This is a genomic window from Massilia frigida (genome assembly GCF_011682175.1).
Taxonomy (GTDB): domain Bacteria; phylum Pseudomonadota; class Gammaproteobacteria; order Burkholderiales; family Burkholderiaceae_D; genus Telluria_A; species Telluria_A frigida.
The window spans coordinates 17,436-30,587 of record NZ_WHJG01000018.1 but is presented as its reverse complement, the minus strand read 5'-3'; the positions used below and the strand labels follow the sequence as shown (position 1 = coordinate 30,587).

Annotated in this window: 9 protein-coding genes and 1 pseudogene; 4 read left to right on the top strand and 6 right to left on the bottom strand. The window is 66.0% G+C overall.

What is annotated here, in order from left to right:
- Positions 1-146: 146 nt before the first annotated feature.
- Together F2P44_RS17980 and F2P44_RS17975 are read left to right on the top strand one after the other, a co-directional pair.
- Entirely contained in the window at positions 147-1,994 is a 1,848-nt protein-coding gene (locus tag F2P44_RS17980) for a DUF1800 domain-containing protein (RefSeq protein ID WP_167088424.1), read from the top strand.
- Positions 1,995-2,022: 28 nt separating this feature from the next.
- Positions 2,023-3,402, top strand: a complete 1,380-nt coding sequence (locus tag F2P44_RS17975; RefSeq protein ID WP_167088423.1) for a DUF1501 domain-containing protein — start codon at positions 2,023-2,025, stop codon at positions 3,400-3,402.
- A gap of 57 nt (positions 3,403-3,459) precedes the next feature.
- On the opposite strand, the gene F2P44_RS17970 is transcribed toward F2P44_RS17975, so the two are convergent.
- Both F2P44_RS17970 and F2P44_RS17965 read right to left on the bottom strand, forming a co-directional pair.
- Complete coding sequence (locus tag F2P44_RS17970; protein ID WP_167088422.1) at positions 3,460-3,906, bottom strand: acyl-CoA thioesterase; 447 nt, start codon at positions 3,904-3,906, stop codon at positions 3,460-3,462.
- Positions 3,907-3,965: 59 nt separating this feature from the next.
- Positions 3,966-4,277 carry a putative quinol monooxygenase gene (locus tag F2P44_RS17965; protein WP_167088485.1) on the bottom strand — a complete coding sequence of 104 codons (312 nt, stop codon included), beginning with the start codon at positions 4,275-4,277 and terminating at the stop codon, positions 3,966-3,968.
- Positions 4,278-4,394: 117 nt separating this feature from the next.
- On the opposite strand from F2P44_RS17965, the pseudogene F2P44_RS17960 reads away from it, so the two are divergent.
- Positions 4,395-4,679 (top strand): annotated as a pseudogene (locus tag F2P44_RS17960) (helix-turn-helix domain-containing protein); the annotation flags it as partial.
- Between the two features lie 46 nt (positions 4,680-4,725).
- Here F2P44_RS17960 and F2P44_RS17955 read toward each other — a convergent pair.
- Positions 4,726-6,123, bottom strand: coding sequence for a hypothetical protein (locus F2P44_RS17955; RefSeq protein WP_167088421.1), 1,398 nt, complete (start codon positions 6,121-6,123; stop codon positions 4,726-4,728).
- A gap of 165 nt (positions 6,124-6,288) precedes the next feature.
- Here F2P44_RS17955 and F2P44_RS17950 point away from each other — a divergent pair, with 165 nt between their 5' ends.
- On the top strand, positions 6,289-9,609 hold the full coding sequence (locus F2P44_RS17950) for a sensor histidine kinase (RefSeq protein WP_167088420.1): 3,321 nt from the start codon (positions 6,289-6,291) through the stop codon (positions 9,607-9,609).
- 9 nt (positions 9,610-9,618) lie between these two features.
- Here the strand turns inward: F2P44_RS17950 and F2P44_RS17945 are convergent, their stop codons facing one another.
- The 3 genes from F2P44_RS17945 to F2P44_RS17935 form a co-directional block, all read right to left on the bottom strand.
- Positions 9,619-10,803 carry a DUF3103 family protein gene (locus F2P44_RS17945; RefSeq protein ID WP_167088419.1) on the bottom strand — a complete coding sequence of 395 codons (1,185 nt, stop codon included), beginning with the start codon at positions 10,801-10,803 and terminating at the stop codon, positions 9,619-9,621.
- A 118-nt stretch (positions 10,804-10,921) separates the two neighbouring features.
- Positions 10,922-12,370: a sensor histidine kinase gene (locus F2P44_RS17940; protein WP_167088418.1), complete on the bottom strand. Its 1,449-nt coding sequence runs from the start codon at positions 12,368-12,370 to the stop codon at positions 10,922-10,924.
- A gap of 1 nt (position 12,371) precedes the next feature.
- Entirely contained in the window at positions 12,372-13,067 is a 696-nt protein-coding gene (locus tag F2P44_RS17935) for a response regulator (RefSeq protein ID WP_167088417.1), read from the bottom strand.
- Positions 13,068-13,152 lie beyond the last annotated feature (85 nt).

Genomic DNA, 13,152 nt, shown 5'->3' with positions numbered 1-13,152 from the left:
GCTGTGTGATTCTTGTCAAAAATACAGGAAATTGGTCTTCTGTAATCCATCTGTAATGCGCTCTACCTGATGATGTTGGCTGTTCCGGCCTGTCTTTGTCGCTTCGACAATGGCGCGGATGCGACAACGACAACAGGGAGGTTGAAATGCAAGGTAGCAGAGTGTGGATGTGGGCGCCCGTGTGCCTGATGGTGGCCGCGCCGGCGTTTGCGGCGACGGTGACGGTCGAATACAGCGGCAAGGCGCCGTTTGCGCTGGGCAGCACGGTATGGCTGCTCGGCAAGCTCGACGGCGTGGGACGCAGCATGGAGTTTTCCGTCAACGGCGTTCCGGGCGGTAACGCCGCAGTGGGCACGGTCAATTCGCAGAACGGCAAATATGTGGCACCGATGGTGATGCCGGCCAACAACGCGGTGACTATTTCCGCAAAGACGTACGGGACAGCGCCCGTGTCCGGATCGGTCGTGCTGACGTTGCGTAGCGCAGTTGTAACGCCGACGCCAACGCCAACCCCGACGCCAACCCCGACGCCGACGCCAACCCCAACCCCGACGCCAACGCCGGTCCCGGTCCCGGATGCGGCCAAAGTCGCGGCGGTACGCTTCCTGGAACAGGCCAGCTTCGGTGCCACCGCAGCCGAGCTCGCCCAACTGCAAACCCTCGGCCAAAACGCATGGCTGACCCAGCAGTTTGCCACGCCCGCCAGCCCGATGCCGGTCGCCACCAGCCTGAATCAACTGGCCACCAACTGGTACCGCAACATGGCAAGCGGAAAGGACCAGCTGCGCCAGCGCATGATCTTCGCGCTCTCGCAAATCTTTGTCGTCTCGTCCGACAAGAATCCTTACCCGAACGAAATGCTACCCTGGCTGATGACCTTGCAGAAGCACGCCTTCGGCAACTTCAACAAGCTGCTGCGCGAGATGACGCTGAACCCGGCCATGGGCAAGTATCTCGACCTGGGCAACAGCGTCATGCCATCGCCCAACGAAAACTACGCGCGCGAAGTGATGCAGCTGTTCACCATCGGCACCACCATGCTGAACCAGGATGGCAGCGCCCAGCTCGACCGTAACGGTGACACCATCGCGGCCTATACCCAGGCCGACATCGGCGAATTCTCACGCGCGCTGAGCGGCTGGACCTACGCCGGCACCAGCGCCACTGGCATCAACTGGGAAAACTTCAGCGGCCCCTTGCAGCCGCGCGACGCCTATCACGACAAGGGTGCCAAGACCTTGCTCAACGGTACCCAACTGGCGGCCGGGCAAAACACGGTGCAGGATTACGACGCAGTGATGCAGAACCTGTTCCAGCACCCGAACCTGCCGCCGTTCATCGCCACGCGCCTGATCCGCGCGTTTGTGACGAGCAATCCAAGCCCGGCCTACATCAAGCGCGTGGCCGATGTGTTCGCCCAAGGCCCTGCCGGGCGCGGCGACCTGGCCGCCACCCTGCGCGCCGTGCTGAGCGACGTCGAAGCGCGTCCGGCCACGCCCGGCGCCGCCCACGGCCAGCTCAAGGATCCGATCATGCACACGCTCGGCCTGATACGCGCGCTCAACGGGCAGGTGCTGGACCCGACCAATCTGTTCTGGAGTTACCACGGCGTCAGCCAGGAACTGCTCAAGTCGCCAAGCGTGTTCAATTTCTACTCGCCGATGACGCGCCTGCCGGGTTCGCCGACCCTGTACGGACCGGAATTCCAGATCTATGCGCCGAGCCTGGCGGTACTGCGCGCCAACCTGGCCTACGACCTGATCGCCGGCAACCTGAACAGCATGGTGAAGATCGACATCACCCCCTACGTCAACGCGGCGGGCGACCCGGCCAAGCTGATCAATCTGGTGGATGCGAACCTGCTGTCCGGCCGCATGCGTGCGGCGACCCGCACCCAGCTCGGCCTGACGATCCAGGCCATCAGCGATCCACGCCAGCGCGCGATCACGGCGCTGTATTTGAGCGCGGTTTCCGATTTCGCCGTGCACCTGTAAGCGGCCTTCCACATACAAAGGATTCAAGATGGATACAGTTTCGACCTCGCGCCGGGGATTCCTGCGCGGTAGCGCCCAGGCCAGCCTGCTGGGCACCCTGTCGACCATGGGCTTGCTGGGCGCGGCGGCCCCGGCACAGGCTGCCGTCACCGATTACAAGGCCCTCGTATGCCTGTACATGTTCGGCGGCAATGACGGCAACAATATGATCGTGCCGCTCGACGCGGCCCACTACGCCAAGTATGCCGCTGCGCGCGGCGCGGCCGGGCTGGCCTTGTCGACCTCGGCCAAGACCTTGCTGGCGCCGCGCACGGCCACCTTGCAGGCCGTACCGGATGCAGTGGCGCAAGCGTTCGGCTTTCACTACGGCATGCCGGAAATCGACGCGCTGTTCGGCCAGGGTGAAGTGGCGGCCGTGCTCAACGTCGGCAGCGTGCGCCAGCCGCTGACCAAGGCGCAGTACGTGGCCGGCACGGCGATTCCGCCACAGCTGTTTTCCCATCCCGACCAGACCTTGCAGAACCAGGCCGGCACGCCGGTCGGTGCCGGCACGGGCTGGGGCGGGCGCCTGCTCGATGTGCTGGGCGGCGCGGGCCGGCTCGACGCGGTCTCGGTCGGCGCGGGCGGCCTGTTCGTGGAAGGCGCCAGCGTGCACGGCAACCGCCTGCCGGAATCCGGTGAACTGAGCCTGGCCGGCATGAACTTCTGGCCGCAGGCCCAGGCCGATACGCGGCGCGATGCCTTGCGCCAGATCCTGGCCAGCGAGAATCCGAACCTGATGGCCAATGCCGCCAACAAGGCGCTGCTGCAAGGGATGGACCTGGTGGCCGACCTGTCCAAGGCGAATGCGGCCACCCCGCTGAACACGGTGTTCCCTGGCTTTGCGCTGGCCACGCAGCTGCACACGGTGGCGCAGCTGATTCGCCAGCGCGCCGCGCAAGGGCCGGGGCGGCAAGTGTTCTTTGTGTCGATCGGCGGCTTCGATACGCACGGCGGACAGGCGTACCAGCAGTGGGATGTGCTGCGCCAGGTGTCGCAGTCGGTGGCCGCGTTCCAGCAGGCGCTCGCCGAGATCGGCCACAAGCACAGCGTGACGACGTTCACGATGTCGGACTTCGGCCGCACGCTGATGGCCAATTCGGGCGGCACCGATCATGCGTGGGGCAACCACCATCTGGTGATCGGGGCGGCAGTCAAGGGCGGCGTGTATGGCCGGTTCCCTGACTTTACCCTGGGCGGGCCGGATGACGCGACCGGACGGGGTGTGTGGATCCCGCAGTTCTCGAACCAGCAGGTGGGCGCGACGCTGGGCAGGTGGTTCGGGGCCGATCCGGACATGCTCGCCAGTCAGGTCTTCAAGAACGAGCTGGCGAAATTCGCGGCCAGCGATCTGGGGTTCATGGGCTGATGACAGACTGGCTCTGTCTTTGCCGCGCGGATGTTCGCGCGGTTTTTTTCGTTCCGCTCAGCCCTGCGAACGGCTGTTGGGCAGGTCGATGACATCGTCGCAGCGGGACAGGCCCTGCATCACCTGCAACAGCGCCTCGGGCGGGCGCACCAGCTTGCGCGATGTGAGGTCGAGCCAGCCGACCGTGGAGTTGACCCGCGCCGCCAGCGTCCCTTTGCGAAAGAACTCGTTGCGGATGATCATGCGGCTGCCATCCTCGGACAGGCCGGCCAGCGCCATCGTCACGCCAACTTCGTCGAGCAGGTGAAACTCGCGGAAGTAGGTGACTTCGTCCTTCATCACCACCGGGCCGATTTTCAGGCGCATGAATTCAGCCATGGGAAAACCATGGTCGGCGAAGCACATCATGCGCACATCGGCCGATTTGTCCAGGTAGGCCGTGTTGCGCATGTGGGCGTTGAAGTCCATGTCGCCCCATCCGGCGACCAGCGTTTTTTCGTACATGCGATGCTCCTTGTGTGAGTCTGTATTCCAGGGCCGGCCGCGCGGCCGGCCTGCTTGGGCTAACTTGCCAGCGCCGCGTTTTTGAGGCCGAGCACCTCGACCGCCTCGATCTCCGGCTGGCGTACGAACAGCGCGTCGGCGCTCGCCATCAGGGCCTTGGCAATGGGGCCGTCCAGGTGGGCCTGGCGCGCAGCTTCGGTCTCGAACGCGTCGAACACGCCGAACACGCGCTCCGACAATTTCAGGGCAAACCAGAGCGGCGTGCTGGCCTCCTGATTGGCCATCTCCAGGGCCGCGCCGAGAATCCGGGCGACGTCGTCTTCCTTGCCCGGGCGTGCTTCGAAGCGGGCCAGCAGTGCGTGCTTGATCATCATGGAATTCCTTTGGTCAGGTTGGTCGCGAAGTGCGATGAACCGACTTTACAGGCCGGGTTTGCACGACGATACTGGCTCCATTGACATCTATAGTATCGATCTTGCCATGAATAGTGGGCGCGCGCCAATCTCGATAAACGCTTCAGCCTGGAGCAGGCGGCCGGCGATCTGGCCACCAGCAAGCGTACGCTGGCGCGTCGCCTGCACGAGGTGCTCGGCAAGACCCCGGTGGCCTATGTCCAGGACTTGCGCGTCGAAAGCGCGCTGCACTTGCTCAAGACGAGCAGCACCAGTGTCGAACGGATTGCGGGGATGGTCGGCTATGCCGACGGCGTAACCTTGCGCACCTTGCTACGGCGGCGCTTGGGGAAGGGAATACGGGAACTGCGCGCCGCCTGAGCGCCGCGCGCCGATGAACAGCCCCGGCGTGGCCGGGGCGGCATGCTTACCAGCTGGCCTGGAAGGAGTTGGCGTTGAACTTCGGGTTGCCGGTGATGGTGCGGGTATCGACAAACTCGAACGAACCCATTTGAATGCGCTGCAGCTGCGAGATCGTCTCCGGATTCCAGCTCGCACTTGGCTCGCCGGTCAGGAAGCTGTTGCTGCCGATATCGGCCACATACACGCCGTAGCGCTTCATGGCGGTTGCCAGCGCGCGCGCCTGGGTGGTCCAGTTGGCGGGGATCGGGAAGTCGCTTTTCAGGCGCAGCACGGCGCCGAACGGGATGCCGTTGCCGGTCGCGCCACCCGCAGCGTGTGTGGCCGGCCACACGAAGCGCTGGTCGAGCACCCGGTCGGCGAAGGTGATGCGCAAGGCGTGGCGCACGGCGCCGGCGGAAGCTTCATCGGCGCGCATCAGCAGCGGCAGGATCGGCAGGCCGGCGGCGTCGGCCGAGGTCCAGGTTCTCGGGCGCATCTGGTTCGAGTTGAGGTTCCACGCGGCGGTCGAATAGGCATGCCACTGGCCGTTGACCTTGTAGGTGAAGTAGCTTTCCCACAGGCGGCAGGCGTTCTTTTCGACGGCCAGCACATGGCGGTCGCCGCACTGCTGCGGATCGTTGCAGTTGCCGTATTCGGCCTTGAGCACGTTATCGTTCGGGTAGGGGAAGCGCTGGCTCGTGGCTGGCAGCGTGCTGCATCCGCGCGTGAGCGTGTGGGCGGCGTCGGGCGCGGCGCAGTCGCTTTCGTCCGGCACGCCGTCACCGTTGCCGGAATTGGGATCGGTGATGGCGAAAGAGACGCGCGGCCAGCTGGTGGTGCTGGCGTCGACCACGTTGTACGGAATGCCGTAGTAGGACGCATAGTCGGCCTGGTTGACGTTGCGGCCAAAGTCCATGTGCAGCGCACGCGCGTTGCCGACGCTGTGGATCCAGGCGTTGCTGCTGGCGTGGGCGGGGAAGCGCACCAAATCGTCGATGCGGGTGTTGAAGATGGCGTTGGCCGGGAACATGTCGCAACCGGCGATGGATGGGCCGCCGGTTGGTGTCGGCGTCGGCGTGGTACCGGTGCGAAAGGTCAGCATGGTGCTCGCCGATGCCGGTGGATCGCTGCGGTAGGTTGCCGTGACGCTCACCGCGTTGTTCGGCGGCGTTGCCAGTGGGGCGAGGTATTCGCCGTTCTGGGAGTTGATGGTGCCGACTGTCGCGTTACCGCCGGGGATGCCGTTGACCGACAAGGCCATCGACTTGCCGACGCCATCGAACTTGCCGACGAACCAGACCTTGCCGCCGAGAGGAAAAGGGTTGCTGCCATTGTGCTCGATGGTGACCGTGGACGCGAAGCCGGGTGCGGCCAGCAGCATGCTGCAAAGACCGCCCCAGGCGAGTGTGTGGGTCAATTGCATGGATTCTCCAGTTGTAAAGTGACGGCGCCCACGATAGTCCAGGCGCCATTACGCATCGATTACCGATACCCGTTTCGTTGTTGTTCTGGCACGCCTCCTGACTACCTGTACAGAACAGGGCAAGGCTGCGATACTGGCGCGCTAGCCCCTCTCGCCGGTTTGTCTATGTCTTCGTTGCGCTTGTTGCTGGCAGCCTTCCTGCTTTGCCTTCCGTGCCCCGTCGCGTGGGCGGCGGCACCGGACCAGCTGCGCTTCGAGCAGCTCAATCCCGCCCTCGGCTTGCCGCAATCGACAGTCACCGCCATGTTGCAGGACCGCGACGGCTTCATGTGGTTTGCGGGGCAGGGCGGCCTGACCCGCTACGACGGCTACCGTTTCCTCACCTTCCGCCACGACCCCACCGACCCGGCCAGCATCTCCGACAATTCGGTGCAGGCGCTGCACGAGGACCGCTCCGGCCAGCTGTGGGTGGGCACGCGCAACGGCCTTCAGCGCTTCAATCCGCGCAGCGAAAACTTCAGCGCCTACCCGCCGCGCGACGGCAAAGCCGATTATCTCGACGTACGCAACATCGCCAGCGATGCCAAGGGCATCCTGTGGATCACCACGCGTTCGGGCCTGGTGCGCCTCGACGGCGCCAGCGGCCAATTTGCGACCGAGCGTCACGATCCGGCCAATCCGCACTCGCTGGGCGCCGACGATGCCACGGGCCTGGCTTTCGACGCCGCCGGCGGCCTGTGGATCGGCACCCAGCAAGGCGTCGATTACCTGGCGCCGGGCACGCGCCGCTTCACCCATTACCACATCGACGACAGCGCGCCGGATGCACTCAAGCGCAACGCGGTGCGCTCGCTGGCCATCGACCGCGCCGGCACGCTGTGGGTCGGCACGGCACTGGGACTGGAAGCGTGGCGCATCGCGGACGGCGCCCCCGCCGCGCGGCGCCGCTTCGGCAGCGCCGAGGGCATCAACCCGGGCGCCGTCACTGCCCTGTTCCAGGATAGCCACGGCACCCTGTGGGCAGGGACCCAGACCGATGGCCTGAAACGCTGGGACGCCGGCGCCGGGCGCTTTGCCTCCTTCGTCCACCAGGGCGGCAACCCGGCCAGCCTGGCCGATAACTATGTCGCCAGCCTGTTCGAAGACCGCGCCGGCATCCTGTGGGCCGGCACCTGGTTCGGTGGCGCCAGCCGTATCGACCTGAACGCCGGCGGCTTTCGCCATGTGGTCTCGGGCGCTTTGAGCGGCAACAAGATCAGCGCCATCCGCGGCGACGGTCCGCGCTCGCTATGGCTGGCAACCTACGGCGGCGGCATCGACCGCTACGATCTGCAAAGCGGCCAGACCACGGTGTACCGTCACGATGCGCGTGTGCCGCACAGCCTGAACGACGACCTGGTCACCGCGCTGGGACGTGACCAGCAGGGCCAGTTGTGGGTCGGTACCCGCAATGGTGGCCTGAGCCGCTTCGATCCCGCCAGCGGGCGCTTTACGCCGCGCCCGTTCGCCACCGGGGACGCCTTGAGCGACTTCATTCAGGCGATCGTGCCGGACCGCGCTGGCATACTGTGGATCGCCTCGCGCGGCGGCCTGCACCGGCTCGACCCGCGCACCAACCAGGCCACGACCTTCCGCCACGACGCCGCCAGCGAGGCCAGTCTGTCGGATAACTTCATCTGGGCGATCCTGGAAGACACGCGCGGGCGCCTGTGGGTGGGAACATCGAACGGACTTGACCTGTTCGATCCGGCCAGCGGACGCTTTCGCCATGCGCGCCACGAGAGCGCCAATCCGGCCAGCCTGATTCACGATCGCGTCTCCTTCCTGCACGAAGCGGCCAACGGCGCGCTGTGGGTCGGCACCGGCGGTGGCCTGAGCCGGCTGGTGGCGGACCGTGGCGGCAAGCTGCAATTCAAGTCCTATGCGCTGCAACAAGGGTTGGCCAATCCGGCCGTGGACGGGATCCTGGAAGACGGCCATGGCCATCTGTGGATCAGCACCGATGGCGGCATCGCCGACTTCGATCCGCGCAAGGAGACCTTCCGCAACTACACAAGCCGCGACGGCATGGCCGAAGGCGACTATTTCGTCGGCGCGGCCTGGCGCCAGCCGGATGGCGCCATGTTCTTCGGCAGTTTCAATAGCGGTTTCACCATGTTCGACCCGCGCGAGGTACGCGGCAACGACCGCGCGCCGCCGGTGGTGATTACCGATATCCAGATCTATAACCAGTCGGTGCGCAGCGGCCCGGCACCAAGCGGCTTCGTGCTCGACGCGCCGATCCAGCGCGCGCGCCAGGTGGTGCTGTCGCACACGCAGTCGGTGTTTTCGTTCGAGTTCGCGGCCCTGCATTTCGCCGACCCGCAGCGTAACCAGTATGCCTACCAGCTCGAAGGCGTGGACCGCTCGTGGGTGGCGACGGACGCCGGCAAGCGCTTTGCCACCTATACCAATCTCGATCCGGGCAATTACGTTTTTCGGGTCAAGGCCAGCAACAAGGACGGCGTATGGAACGAGACCGGCGTGGCGCTGGCGATCACGATCACGCCGCCGTTCTGGAAAACCTGGTGGTTCCGGCTCGCGGCCGGCTTGTTCGCGCTGACGTGCGTGTACGCGGTGCACCGCATCCGCGTGCGCGTGCTGCTCGGGCAAAAACGCGAGCTGGCGCGCCAGGTGGCCGCCTCGCTTGAAGGTTTGCAGAACGCGCAGCAGCGACTGGTGCTGCATGAAAAAATGGCGTCGCTCGGCACGCTGAGCGCGGGCATCGCGCACGAGATCAATAATCCCAGCAATTTCGCGCACGCCGGCGCGCAGGTGCTGGCCACGGAACTGGAGCGCTTCCGCGCGTTCCTGGTGGCGCTGGCCGGCACCGATGCCGATGCCGCCGTGATCGATAGCCTGAACGGCCGCATCGATGCGCTGGTTCGCCAGAGCGCGACCATCCTGGAAGGCACCTCGCGCATCCGCGACCTGGTGCGCGACCTGGGCACGTTCGCGCGGCCCGACGAAGGGGCGATGACGACGGCGCCCATCGGCCCCAATCTGCTGGCGACGGTGCACCTGGTGCGCACACTGTATGCCAGCGTGGCCAATATCGGCTGCGTGCTGGAGGCCGACCCGCCGCTGGCCTGCTGGCCGGCGCAGCTGAACCAGGTGTTCATGAACCTGATCGTCAACGCCTGCCACGCCATCGAGGACAAGCAGCGGCGCAGCGGCGACTTCACGCCCGGGATGCTGGCCATCAGCAGCCGGGCCGACGGCGCGTGGCTGTACGTCGATTTCGAGGACAGCGGCTGCGGCATCGACCCGGCCGTCATCGACCATATCTACGAGCCGTTCTTTACCACCAAGCCGACCGGGCAGGGCACCGGTCTTGGCTTGTCGATTTCGTTCGGCATCGTGGAGCGCCATGGCGGCAGCCTGACGGTGTGTTCGACGCCGGGACAGGGCAGCCGCTTTACGGCCAGGCTGCCGCTGCCCGCGTGATGCTCGCGCTTACTGCGCGCGCAGCAGGTAGGGTGAGAGCGTTACCGTGGCATTGTTGGCGGCGCCGCGATGGTTGTCGTAGCTGCGTCCGCGTTCGATGGTGTAGAACGAATCGACGTAGTCGTCGTCGTTGCTGAACCAGCCGGCAGGCATGGCTTGCAGGATCGCCGTGGCGACCTGGCCGATCACCGCATACGAAGGTGCAAACACGCCGAGGATCACGCTCACGCTTTCCGACAGGGCCACCGCCAGGTCCTTGTAGTTGGTGTTGTCGTCATGCTCGAACAACTGGATGTTGGCCGCGCCGTAGCGGTAGCTGCTCCAGAAGACCATGATCTGGTTCGGCGTGTAGGCGGTGTTGGCGTAGTCGAGGTAGGGCATGTCGACCACGCTCAGTTCAGCCTTGGCCTGGTCGGGCTGGACGCCCGAGACGACGGCGAAGATTTCGGCGGCGCCGGAGATCCACGGTTCCTGGCTGTTGGCCAGGCTGACGCGGTCCAGGCGGGTGGTCTCGATGTCGCTGGCGGCGAGGCCGGACGCGCTCCTGGACGCGAGCTTGGGCGCGGCCGATTGCAGGCCGGCGGCGCGCAGGCTGCGGTTGACGTAGGCCAGCCCGGCGCGTATGTCTTCGCGCGCGTTGATGCCGACGATCAGCACCGGCATGGCGGGCGGCGTGCGCGCGTCGAGCAGCTGGACCTGGCCCAGGTGGTCGAAGGCTTCGATGTCGCTCCATTCGGAACGCTTGCCGGCCGGCGCGTAGGCGACCAGCAGCTTGCTCATGTCGGGCCGCGCGGCCGCGTCGGAATCGCGGGGCGTGTACAGGCGCACTTCGAGCAGGTTCTTGGTGTCGCGCGCGATGGCCTTGTGTTCGCGCACGCGCTGGTCGAGAAAGCGCAGCTTGTCGGCGCCGGCTTTGGTCTGCGCGCTCGGCTGGCGCACGTCGTCGAGCAGGGTGCCCAGCATGACGCCTTTGGCGTCGCCGGCGAGACGCTTGTCCAGCGCTTTGACGAACTGTGGATCGTCCAGCATGCGCGCCACGTTCCAGGCGCTGTAGCGCTTGGCCTGGTCGACCAGCGCGGTCTGGCTGCCGCGCGGTTCCGAGTATTCCGCGCTCAAGCGGTCCGCCGCGATGACCGGCGCGCTGGCGCCGCCCGCCAGTGCGATGGTGAGTAATGCTCTTTGAATAAACTGCATGCCTGCTCTCCGTTTTCCTGTTGTTGAAGGGTGTGCTGTAAATACAGCACTCTCAACATTAGCACCGGGTGCGCAGGCTGGCGCGCAGTTTTTGTGTGTCTGTATTTAATCCGTAACCTCAGGCGGCCGAATTGAAGCAAATGACCACCTTCAGGCCCGTACCCGAGCCGGCGCTGGCCAGGGTGACGCCGGCGCGGTGCTGGGCTGCGACCTCGCGCACGATGGCCAGGCCCAGGCCCGTGCCGCCAGGGTTGGTTTCGAGCGCGCCCGACGAGCGGTAGAACGGGGTGAAGACTTTTTCGCGTTCGTCGTCGGCGATGCCGCAGCCGCTGTCCTCGACGTCAAGCAGCACCTTGGCGCCATCGACCCTGACCCGCAGCGCCACCTTGCCGCCGGCCGGCGTGTAGCGGATGGCATTGTCGACCAGGTTGGTCACCAGTTCATGCAGCATGAGTTCCTGGCCGTCGACCATTGTCTGGTCGGCGTCGGCGGCGTCGAGCGACAGGTCGATCTGCTTGTGCACGGCGGGCAGCGCCATCTCCAGCCCGACCTGGCGCGCGATGGCGGTGAGCGAGACCGGCGCCATGCCGGCCGCCTCGCTGCCATGTTCGACGCGCGCCAGCGTGAGCAGGCGATTGGCCAGGTGGACGGTGGCGTCGGTGGTGGCGGCGATCGAGCGCACGATCTCGCGCATGGCGGCAGGGTCGTTTTCGCGCAACGCCAGCTCGGCCTGGGTCTTGAGCACGGTGAGCGGGGTGCGCAACTGGTGCGAGGCGTCGGCGATGAAGCGGCGCTGGCTGGCGATCAGGTTGTGCATGCGCGACATGGTGCCGTTCATGGCGGCCACCAGCGGGCGAACTTCCTTGTGCACCAGCGCCTGGTCGACGTCGGAGAGGTCGTCGAGGGCGCGGTTTTCGACTTCGATTTTCAGGCGCATCAGGGGCCGCAGCACCAGGCGCACCGCGAACCACACCAGCGAGGCGACCGCCAGCACCATCACGGCCTGGCGCAAGAGCGTGTCGAACAGGATCTTGCGCGACAGGCCGCGGCGCGCGTCGAGCGTTTCGCCGACCTGGATCAGGGCGATGCCGCGCATCGAATCGTCGTACACCGGCTGCAGCAGGGCGGCGATGCGTACCGGCTCGCCGTTGTAGTCGGCGTGGTAGAAGCGCACCAGCGCCGGATAGGCTTCCGAGCGCGGCACGTTGGCCGGCACCGGCGGCAGGTCGTCGAAGCCGGATACGGTTTCGCCGTCGATGCCGCTCACTTTGTAGTAGATGCGGCCCAGGGTATCGGTCTCGAAGCTGTCGAGGGCGACGTAGGGCACGTCGGCCACCACCTTGCCATCCTTGATGGCGACCCGCTCGGCCAGCGCGCGGGTGGACGCCAGCAGTGAGCGGTCGTAGGCCATGTCGGCCGCGTCGAGCGCGTTGTCGTACACCGATACCGCGTTCAGGGCGACCAGCAGCACCAGGGGAATGAGGAGCCAGCGCAGCAGCTGGTTGCGCAGGCTGCCCAGGGGGGCGGCGCCGATCTTGCCGCGCACGGTGGCGTACAGCGCGGCCATGTCAGCCTGGCGTGTCGCGCGGCTGCAACAGGTAGCCGATGCCGCGCAGGGTGGTGATGGCGGCGGCGCCAACCTGGACCCGCTCGAGCTTTTTGCGCACGCGGTGGATATACAGCTCGATGGCGTCGAGGTTGGCGTCGTCTTCGAGCGCGAAGACTTCGTCGAACAGCTTTTCCTTCGATACCGCGCGCCCGGGCCGGGTGATCAGGGCTTCGAGCACCGCGTGTTCGCGCGGGGTCAGGGCCAGTGCCGTGCCGCCATACGCAAACATGCGTGTCACCGTGTCGAAACTGAGCGCGCCGCACTGGTGCACCAGTGCCTCGCTGCCCTGGCTGCGGCGCAGCAGCGCCTTGACCCGCGCTTCGAGTTCGGTCAGCTCGAACGGCTTGGCCAGATAATCGTCCGCGCCCAGGTTCAGGCCCTGGACCCGTTCTTCCAGGCCGCCGCGCGCGGTCAGGATCATCACCGGCGTCTTGGCGCGTGCGCCGCCGCGTGCGCGCAGGCGGCGCAGCACATCGAGGCCGTCCATCTTGGGCAGGGTCAGGTCGAGGATGACGAGCGCGTAGTCCTGCGTGTGCAGCAGGGCGTCGGCGTCGGCGCCATTGGTGGCGCATTCGACGGTCAGGTGGGCGTCGCGCAGGGCTTTGGAGAGCCAGTGCGACAGTTCGATGTGGTCTTCAACCAGGAGTATTCGCATCGGGGCAGTGTAGCCCCAAGCGCGCCAAAAAGCCCGGACAGTGTGGCATCACCGGTACAGGCGCGCACTGAAAGCCAATTGAAAG